At 70.9% G+C, this 8912-nt stretch carries 6 protein-coding genes and 2 pseudogenes; 4 read left to right on the top strand and 4 right to left on the bottom strand.

Going from position 1 to position 8912, the window contains the following annotated elements:
- Positions 1–408: 408 nt before the first annotated feature.
- Positions 409–1123: pseudogene (locus JD77_RS23895) on the top strand (transposase family protein); the annotation flags it as partial.
- A gap of 16 nt (positions 1124–1139) precedes the next feature.
- Here the strand turns inward: JD77_RS23895 and JD77_RS23890 are convergent.
- Positions 1140–2102: an NAD(P)-dependent alcohol dehydrogenase gene (locus JD77_RS23890; RefSeq protein WP_145776257.1), complete on the bottom strand. Its 963-nt coding sequence runs from the start codon at positions 2100–2102 to the stop codon at positions 1140–1142.
- Between the two features lie 103 nt (positions 2103–2205).
- Between JD77_RS23890 and JD77_RS23885 the strand changes: the two genes are divergently transcribed.
- Positions 2206–2886 (top strand): TetR/AcrR family transcriptional regulator, encoded by a 681-nt coding sequence (locus JD77_RS23885; RefSeq protein WP_145776256.1) that lies wholly within the window; start codon positions 2206–2208, stop codon positions 2884–2886.
- Between the two features lie 486 nt (positions 2887–3372).
- Here the strand turns inward: JD77_RS23885 and JD77_RS32970 are convergent, their stop codons facing one another.
- Both JD77_RS32970 and JD77_RS23875 read right to left on the bottom strand, forming a co-directional pair.
- Positions 3373–3531: a hypothetical protein gene (locus tag JD77_RS32970; RefSeq protein WP_211372647.1), complete on the bottom strand. Its 159-nt coding sequence runs from the start codon at positions 3529–3531 to the stop codon at positions 3373–3375.
- A 97-nt stretch (positions 3532–3628) separates the two neighbouring features.
- Positions 3629–4846, bottom strand: a complete 1218-nt coding sequence (locus JD77_RS23875) for an RNA-guided endonuclease InsQ/TnpB family protein (protein ID WP_211372646.1) — start codon at positions 4844–4846, stop codon at positions 3629–3631.
- A 92-nt stretch (positions 4847–4938) separates the two neighbouring features.
- On the opposite strand from JD77_RS23875, the pseudogene JD77_RS23870 reads away from it, so the two are divergent.
- Together JD77_RS23870 and JD77_RS23865 are read left to right on the top strand one after the other, a co-directional pair.
- A pseudogene (locus JD77_RS23870) lies at positions 4939–5976 on the top strand (glutamate synthase-related protein); the annotation flags it as partial.
- Between the two features lie 244 nt (positions 5977–6220).
- Positions 6221–7987: an LVIVD repeat-containing protein gene (locus tag JD77_RS23865; RefSeq protein ID WP_170286528.1), complete on the top strand. Its 1767-nt coding sequence runs from the start codon at positions 6221–6223 to the stop codon at positions 7985–7987.
- Between the two features lie 81 nt (positions 7988–8068).
- On the opposite strand, the gene JD77_RS23860 is transcribed toward JD77_RS23865, so the two are convergent.
- Complete coding sequence (locus JD77_RS23860; protein WP_145776255.1) at positions 8069–8743, bottom strand: DUF305 domain-containing protein; 675 nt, start codon at positions 8741–8743, stop codon at positions 8069–8071.
- Positions 8744–8912: the final 169 nt, after the last annotated feature.

Genomic DNA, 8912 nt, shown 5'->3' with positions numbered 1-8912 from the left:
ACGGAAGGAACGGGAGCCTCACCCATCGCGCAACGCCCCCTCCCCACCCCGATCAGGGGCACTCAATGCCAATCACCCAGCAGCGCACCAACGCCTCGGCCCTCGGCCATCTCGTTCCCACGCGGAGCAGCCCCGCGCACCGCCACTCATGTCCGCAACCAGCTCGGTACCGATGGCCTCGGTGTTCACCCCGACACAACGACAGAGGCCCACCGCCTCGCCCTGAAATCCAGGGCCGCACACACCTCGACCAACAGCTCCTCATCACTCAACGCGCTCATCCCATCTCCCCCCCGTTACCCCACGACTGAATCCTGGCAGTGGGTTCACCACCGGGGACTGCGTAGGATTTCGGCCCTGTCTCACATTCGGTGGTGACGGAGAGTCGTGGGGGTCGTTGACACTGGCGTGAAGGATGTCGATGAGCTTGCGCGGACGGTGTTTTCGGGTCTTTCTCCGCTGGTCGTAGCGGACGTGGCCGACGAGGGCGAGCGGATCGTGGTGCGGGCCCGGACGCCGCAGGACACCGCGGTCTGCCCGATGTGCGGGGCCTCGTCGGGACGGGTCCACGGCTATCACTGGCGGACGGTGGCCGACGTTCCGGTCGACGGGCGTCGGGTGGTGGTCCGTGTGCGGGTGCGGCGTCTGGTGTGCCCCACGCGCGGCTGCCGCCACACTCTCCGCGAACAGGTTCCCGGGGTGCTGGAGCGATACCAGCGACGCACGGCCCGCCTGTCCCGGCACGTCAAGGCCGTGGTCAAGGAGTTAGCGGGCCGGGCGGGAGCCCGTCTGCTGGCGGTACTCGCCATGGGCCTGTCCCGTCGTGCTGCCCGACCGCACCGCCCACACCCTCGGAACGTGGCTACGCGAACATCCGGGCGTGCAGGTCGTGTGCCGTGACGGCTCCGCCACCTATGCCGAGGCCGTCCGCCGCGCCCTGCCCGACGCGGTGCAGGTCGCGGACAGATGGCACCTGTGGCACAAACCTGTGCGAAGCCGCCCTGAGCGAGGTGAAGGCACACAGCACCTGCTGGGCCCCCGTACTGGACGCGCCCCTGTATGACGGGCCCGCGCGCGGACGACCCTGCAACGCTGGCACCAGGTCCACCGCCTGCTCGACCAGCACAGTGCAACAGACCTTAGTCGACCCTGACCACGTACTTGCCCCGCACCCCGCCCGCCTCCAGCGCCCGGTGTGCCGCCGCTGTCTCCTCCAACGAGAAGCACCTGTCCACCACAGGGCGCAGTCCACCCTCCGCCACCTGGCGGGCGAGGTCGTCGAAGAGTGCCCGCGTGGGGTTGCCGCTGAAGAAGCGCACCCGGCCGCCTCCGTGTACGGCGCTGGCGGCGATGTAGCCGAGTGAGGCGGCGGGCCGTGCCGGGTCGAAGGCGATAGTGACCATGCGTCCGCCGGGTGCCAGCAGACGCCGGAAGGCCCGCAGGTCGGTGCCCGCGGTGTCGAGGACCACGTCGAACAGGCCAAGTTCCCTCGGCGGGACGGTCCGGTGGTCGATGGCGTGGTGGGCGCCGAGCGTGCGGACGAAGTCAAGGTTGGCGGCGCGGGCCAGGGCCGTCACCTCGGCACCATATGCCTGTCCGAGCTGGACGGCGGCGTTGCCGACGCCGCCCGCAGCGCCGCGTACGAGCAGTCGTTCGCCGGGGCGCAGCCTGGCCTTGTCGCGCAGCGCCGTGATGGCCGTGGTTGCCACCGGCAGTGCGGCGGCTGCCGCCAGATCCAGTCCGTCCGGGACCCGGCCGAGCCGCTCGGCGCGGACTGTCACGTACTCGGCGGCGCTGCCGAATCCGGTACGGCCCACGATGCCCCACACACGGTCGCCGACCGCGAAGTCCGTCACGCCGGCGCCGAGTGCGGCGACCTCGCCGGTGAGGTCCAACCCGACGCGCTGCGGGAACTTCCGTCCGGTGAAGAGACGGAGGCTGCCGGAACGGGCCGCCAGTTCGCTGCCGTTGATGCTGAACGCGCGTACCCGCACGAGTACCTCGCCGGGCGCCGGTTCGGGGCGTGGTACCCGGCCCACGTACAGCACCTCGGGGCCGCCGAAGCGGTCGAAAAGTACTGCTCTCATCATGCGGTCGTCCATCGTTCTCACCTTCGCCACCAGTGGCCGTGCGGGGGACCTGGCCCCGAGCGTAGGCTAATAAATGGACGAGATCGTCCGGTTGGACCGGAGGTGAGAAACAGTGGTGGAGAAATCCTCTCGGATCGCGGGCCCGGCCAGGCTGCGGGCCGACGCCCGGCGCAACCAGGAGCGCATCCTCGTCTCCGCCCGCGCGGTCTTCGCCGAGCACGGGGTCGACGCGCCCATGGCGACCGTGGCCCGACGGGCCGGGGTCGGCGTAGCGACGCTGTACCGGCGTTTTCCGACCCGGGATGCCCTGGTGCGGGCCGCGTTCGCGCAGCAGATGGAGACCTGCGCCCGAGCGCTCACCGAGGCGCTGGCCGACCCCGACCCCTGGCGGGGCTTCCAGCGCCTGGTCGAGACGGCCTGCGAGCTTCAGCGGGAGGAACAGGGGTTTCCGGCCGCGTTCGTCGCGGCCTTCCCGGACAGCACGGCGGAACACGCGCAGGCCCGAGAACGGGCCGAGCGGGACCTCCTGACCCTGGTCCGCAGAGCCCAGGCAGCGGGCGCGTTGCGGGCCGACTTCCACCCTTCTGACCTCGCCGTGGCCCTGTTGTCCCACTGCGGTCTGGTCACCGCGCTGCCGCGTGACAGTGCTGCGTCCCGGCGCCTGGTGGCGTACCTGCTCCAGTCGTTCCGCGCTGAGGCGGCTCACGGGGCCCTACCTCCGCCGAGCACTCTGTCGCTGCGCAGTCTCCCGCTCGCGGCCGACAGCTCCCCGAGACAGCGGCCCTCCAGAGCCTGACGCAGAGCGGCGCCTGCCGCATGGCACGCCCTTCGGACGGCAACTCCACTTTCGTAACAGGCCCTACGTTGGACGGATCCCGGGGAGCCGACGGGTAGAGGGTCACCCCGGTCCCGTGCCGGTCGTCGGGTGACAGAGACGGGCGCTCGTCGTACCGGGCCGTTTGGCCGACCCTGATCCCGGAAAGATTGCCGGCATGAGCTGGGCCCGTAGAGCCGTACCCGCCGCCGCCGTCGCCGCCGCGGCCCTCGCCGCACACGACCTGCTCCAGCGCGACCGCGCGCTGCTGCGCAACTTCCCCGTCCTCGGCCGTGCCCGGTACCTGCTGGAGTCCATCGGGCCCGAGCTGCGCCAGTACATCGTGGCCGGCAACAACGAGGAGCGGCCGTTCACCCGCGACCAGCGGCGCTGGGTGTACGCGTCGGCGAAGCAGCAGAACAACTACTTCGGATTCGGGACCGACAACGACATCGAGTACACGCCCGGCTATCCGATCATCAAGCACCGCACGTTCGGCCGGGCGGTGCCGCCGTCGTCCCCCACGGCCGGGCACGACGTCGCGCTGCCGTGCGCGAAGGTGCTCGGCGCCGCCCGGGGGCGGGTCCGCGCCTTCCGCCCGGAGTCGGTGGTCAACATCTCCGGCATGAGCTTCGGCTCCCTCTCCGGGAACGCGGTGGAGGCGCTCAACCGGGGCGCCGCCCTCGCCGGCTGCCTGCACAACACCGTTGACATCCTCCCCCGCCTAAACGCGGGGGATTCCCACCCTCGCAGGTTGGGGTTCCTGGTTCACCGCAGACCGCACGGAAGGAGATCCTTCGTGTCTGACGTCCACTCCGCAGGCGTTTTTCGTCTCGACCAGCCCGGCCGCGACGGCGATGTTCTGAGCGGCGTTGACGTCCCGGTCATGCCGGGTGCCGCAACCCGGACACCGCCAGTGGCGCGTGCCGAGGGAGAGTGTGGCGAGCAGATGCCCGCACGCCGAGCAGGTCTTCGACGACGGGTACCAGCGGTCCACCACGGCGAGGGTGCGGCCGTCGCGATGGGCCTTGTAGGTGAGCAGGGTACGGAACTCCGCCCAGCCGGTACGGGAGATCGATCTGGCCAGGGACCGGTTGCGGACCATGTTCGCCACGGCCAGGTCCTCCACAGCGATGGCGTCGAACCGGCGTACCAGGGTGGTGGACTGTTGGTGGAGGAAGTCCCGGCGGGCGTCGCGTACCCGCGAATACGCACGGGCGACCTTCCGCTTGGCTTTGGCGCGGTTGGCGGAGCCCTTCTGCCGGCGGGCCATCATCCGCTGGTACCGCTTGAGTCGGCGCTCCCGACGCTCCATGTGCTTCGGATGCGGGATGCGCTCGCCGGTGGACAGCACCGCGAAGTCGGTCAACCCGAGGTCCACACCCACCACCTGACCGGTGGCTTCGGGTGCGACGGGTGCCTCGACGTCGACGGCGAACGTCACGAACCAACGGCCGTCCGGGTCACGGGACACCGTCACCGTCGTCGGATCCAACCCGGCCACGTCCACGCCGGGCCACGACCACACGAACCGCAGCACACCCGGTGTCTTCCCCAACGTCAGGTTCCCGCCACGCATCCGCAACGCCGACCGGGTGAAGCTCGCGGACTGGCGGCCGTGCCGGGACTTGTAGCGCGGATACCGGGCCCGCTTCTGAAAGAAGGCGGTCATGGCGGTGTGCTGGTGCCGCAGCGTCTGCTGCAACGGCACCGACGACACCTCACCCAGAAACGCCAGGTCGGGCTGCTTTTTCATCTCGGTCAGCGCCCGATCCGTCTCCGCGTACGAGGTCGACCTGCCCTCAGCGCGGTAACGAGCACGACGGGCGGCGAGAGTGCGGTTCCACACCACCCGGACGCAACCGAACGTGCGGCTCAGCACCACCACCTGTTCCGGGGTCGGATACGCCCGACACCTGTACGCCGTCCGCACAGAACCCATCCAACCAGAAAGGACAGTCATGGTTGACGGCGCGTCCGCCATTCCTCCCCGCCCTGAAGGACGGGGCATCCTGGCGGTGATCCGGTGAGGGCGGGCTGTCGCCGTACCACCGCAGGGGCGGCGACCTGGTCTTCCAGATCGGCACGGCGTACTTCGGCTGCCGGGACGAGCGGGGCCGGTTCAGTCTCGACCGGCTCAAGGACCTCGTTGCGGGAGCACCGGTCCGGGCGCTGGAGATCAAGCTGAGTCAGGGCGCGAAGCCCAGCCTCGGCGGCCTGCTGCCGGCGGCGAAGGTGTCCGCCGAGATCGCCGCGGCCCGGGGGGTCCCGCCGGGACGCGACTGCGTCAGCCCCTCGCGGCACGCCGAGTTCTCCGACTGCGACAGCCTGCTGGACTGGGTGGAACTGCTCGCCGCCGAGACCGGCCTGCCGGTCGGCATCAAGTCCGCCGTCGGCGACCTGGACTTCTGGGTGGAACTGGCCACGCTGATGCGCGACACCGGCCGCGGGGTGGACTTCGTGACCGTGGACGGCGGCGAGGGAGGCACCGGAGCCGCCCCGCTGATCTTCACCGACTCGGTGTCGCTGCCGTTCCAGCAGGGCTTCTCCCGCGTCTACCGGGTCTTCGCCGAACGGGACCTGCACAAGCGGGTGGTCTTCGTCGGCTCCGGCAAGCTCGGGCTGCCGGACAACGCCGTGGTGGCGTTCGCCCTCGGCGCCGACATGGTGAACGTCGGCCGGGAGGCGATGCTGGCGATCGGCTGCATCCAGGCCCAGAAGTGCCACACGGACACCTGCCCCACCGGGGTCGCCACCCAGAACCCGTGGCTGGCGCGCGGCCTCGACCCGGCCCGCAAGTCGGTGCGGGCGGCCAACTACGTCCGGACGCTGCGGCGCGACCTGCTCAGGGTCGCCGAGGCGTGCGGCGTCGAGCACCCCGGCCTGATCGACACCGGCGCGGTCGAGGTTCTCCACGGCCGTACCGCCTCCACGCCGTTGGACGAGGTGTACGGATACCGGCCCGGGTGGGGCCTGCCCTCCGCCGCCGACCGGTCCGAGATCATCCGGTTGATGACGGCCGAGGCGCCGCAGGGGGGCAGCGCGGCTCCCTCCCCGACCGCCGCGGGTTGAGCACGTCCGGCGCCGGCGTACCGGCGCCCCGCCGGGCACACCACGAAACATTCGGCCACCCTACGTGGTCAAACCGGCACGGTACGCACCGCAGCCGGCCGCGCGGCGCCGTCGGCACCCACAAATATGTCGATATCTCGTAAGCCCCTTTGATCAACCATCCATCGACGTTACGGTCCTTACCTGAACGACGCGCCTCCCCCGACCGCACGTCGCACCAGGTCCTTCGAACGGAAGGCGGCAGATGACCGCTCAATTGAGACGATCGCCAAGAGGCCGGCGGGCGCTCGCCCTGGCGGCCGCGGGCCTACTCCTGGCCGGCGCGCTTCCCGGCACCGCCTCGGCAGCCGAGCCCGACCCACGGATCGGGCTCGGCGCCGGCTGGCTGGACGCGCAGTCCGCGATCAGCAACCTCGAACACGTCGCGCACCGCGACAAGCCGGCCGGGTTCTTCGACCCGACGAACCCGGGCACCAGCCGGTACGCCAACTCGGACCTCGCCTTCGGCGGCAGGTACGTATTCCAGGGCAACTACCACGGGTTCAACATCGTCGACGTCGCCGACCCCACCGACCCGACGCTCGTCACCAGCGTCGTGTGCCCCGGCGGGCAGGGCGACATCTCCGTGCACGGCAATCTGCTGTTCATGTCCGTCGAGGAGACCCGCGGGCGGGTCGACTGCGGCACGGACCCCAACGCGGGCACCCGGTTCCAGGGCGTCCGGATCTTCGACATCAGCGACGTACGCAACCCGGTGCAGGTCTCGGCCGTCCAGCTCTGCCGCGGCTCGCACACCCACACGGTGGTGACCGACCCGGACGACGCCGCCAACGTCTACGTCTACGTGTCGGGTACGACCACGCCGCGGCCGGCCACCACCATGGAGGGCTGCAACGACAACCCCGCGACGGGCGAGAACCCGGTGCGGTGGCGGATCGACGTCATCAAGGTGCCCCTGTCGGCGCCCCAGCAGGCCGCGGTCGTGAACCAGCCGAGGCTCTTCACCGACCCGGAGACGGGCCGGATCGACGGCCTGCAGAACGACCCGCCGACGCCCCTGCACCCGTCGGGCACCACCTGGTCGCCCACGCCCAGGACGCACGCCTGCCACGACATCACCGCGTACCCGGAGATCGGGCTGGCAGCCGGCGCGTGCCAGGGCAACGGGATCCTGATCGACATCTCCGACCCGGCGAACCCCCGCCGCATCGACGAGGTCGCCGATCCGAACTTCGCGTACTGGCACTCGGCGACGTTCAACAACGACGGCACCAAGGTGGTCTTCACCGACGAGTGGGGCGGCGGCGGCGCCGCACGCTGCCGCGAGACGGACCAGCCGCAGTGGGGCGCCAACGCGATCTTCGACATCGTCGACCGGAAGCTGGAGTTCGCCAGCTACTACAAGCTGCCGGTCCCGCAGACGGCGCTGGAGAACTGCGTCGCGCACAACGGGTCGCTGATCCCGGTGCCCGACCGCGACATCATGATGCAGGCCTGGTACCAGGGCGGCATCTCGGTGCTCGACTTCACCGACTCCGCCAACCCGCGCGAGATCGCGTTCTTCGACCGCGGTCCCATGGACGCGAACACGGCCCGGTTCGGTGGGTTCTGGTCGGCGTACTGGTACAACGGCAACCTCTACGGCAACGAGATCTCCCGCGGGCTCGACGTGTTCAGGCTGCTGCCCAGCGAGCACCTGTCGCAGGCGGAGATCGAGGCGGCCGAGCAGGTGCGGCTCGACCAGTTCAACGCCCAGCACCAGCCGAAGGTCGCCTGGACGCCGAGCTTCGCCGTCGCGCGCGCGTACTACGACCAGCTGGTACGTGCCGACGCCCTCGGCCACCCGCTGCGGTCCCAGGTCGACAAGTTCCTGGAGCGCGCCGAGACGTTCGCGGCCAACGGTCAGCGGGCCGCGGCGGCCGCGCAGTTGCGGGCCATCTCCAACCAGCTGGACGCCGCCCGGCACCAGGCGCTGAAGCGGGCGGTCCTGGACCTGGCGAACTCGCTCTGACCCGTTCCTGACCGGGGGCGCCCCGGCTCGACACCCGTCGAGCCGGGGCGCCCTCCGCCTTTGCCGTCGACCGTGCGGGCGTCAGCCCAGCCTGGCCAGCAGCTCCTGCATCCGCTGGATCTCGATGCTCTGGTCGGCGTCGACCTCCCGGGCGAACTGGTCGCTGGCCGGCTCCAGCCCGCCCCCCGTCGCGTAGAGTTCCCGCACCATCGCCAGCGCCCCCTGGTGGTGGCGGATCATGAGGGTCAGGAAGAGCCGGTCGAACTCCGCTCCCCTCGCCTGCCTGAGCTGGCCGAGCTGCTCGTCGGTGAGCATCCCGGGCATGAGCTTGTCGTGCCCCGCGTGGCCCGCCTGCGGCCCCGCACTCGGCACGTCCCGCTCCTCCAGCCACCGCTGCATTCGCGTGATCTCCTCGCGCTGCGACGCGTCGATCCGCTTGGCGAGCAACGCCAGGTCGGGGTTGGTGGTACGGCTCGGCACGAGCGCGGTCATCGCCAGTGCCTGCGCATGGTGCGGAATCATCCCCTGGATGAACAGGGTGTCGGCCGCGGTGAACCGGGGCGGTGGGATCCGGGACAGGTCCTCGCCCGACAGCGTCCTGCCGGGTTGGCCCGGGGCGCCGGGCTGGACCACGTGCGAGCTCGGCGCGCGGTACGGCGGATCGTCGCCGTCGACCAGGAGGGCGATGGTGATCCCCGCGCCCACGGCGGCCGTGGCGACGACGGCTGAGATGATCAGGCGACGAGACAGCGGCATTCTCACGTACCTATCCGAGCTCGGGCTCCGCGGGGGTGAAGGCCATAGTGCCACGTCCCTGGCTTGCGGATGGTCCACGGCCCGCGTACGGCGTCCTCGGCCCGGCCGTGACGGCCGGGGCGCCCGGCCGGGAGTGGCCCGGCGCCCCGGCCGGCCGACTACCGGGGCG

The sequence above is a fragment of the Micromonospora olivasterospora genome (assembly GCF_007830265.1).
GTDB classification, from domain to species: Bacteria; Actinomycetota; Actinomycetes; order Mycobacteriales; family Micromonosporaceae; genus Micromonospora; species Micromonospora olivasterospora.
The sequence above is the reverse complement of the archived record's forward strand: the minus strand, read 5'-3'. Positions and strand labels throughout refer to the sequence as shown.

Excerpts from the sequence above, each read along its gene's own strand:
- JD77_RS23890 (WP_145776257.1), bottom strand. The coding sequence starts at position 2,102 with ATGGACGACCGCATGATGAGAGCAGTACTTTTCGACCGCTTCGGCGGC.
- JD77_RS32970 (WP_211372647.1), bottom strand. The coding sequence starts at position 3,531 with ATGCCGGAGATGTTGACCACCGACTCCGGGCGGAAGGCGCGGACCCGC.
- JD77_RS23875 (WP_211372646.1), bottom strand. The coding sequence starts at position 4,846 with ATGGGTTCTGTGCGGACGGCGTACAGGTGTCGGGCGTATCCGACCCCG.
- JD77_RS23865 (WP_170286528.1), top strand. The coding sequence starts at position 6,221 with ATGACCGCTCAATTGAGACGATCGCCAAGAGGCCGGCGGGCGCTCGCC.
- JD77_RS23860 (WP_145776255.1), bottom strand. The coding sequence starts at position 8,743 with ATGCCGCTGTCTCGTCGCCTGATCATCTCAGCCGTCGTCGCCACGGCC.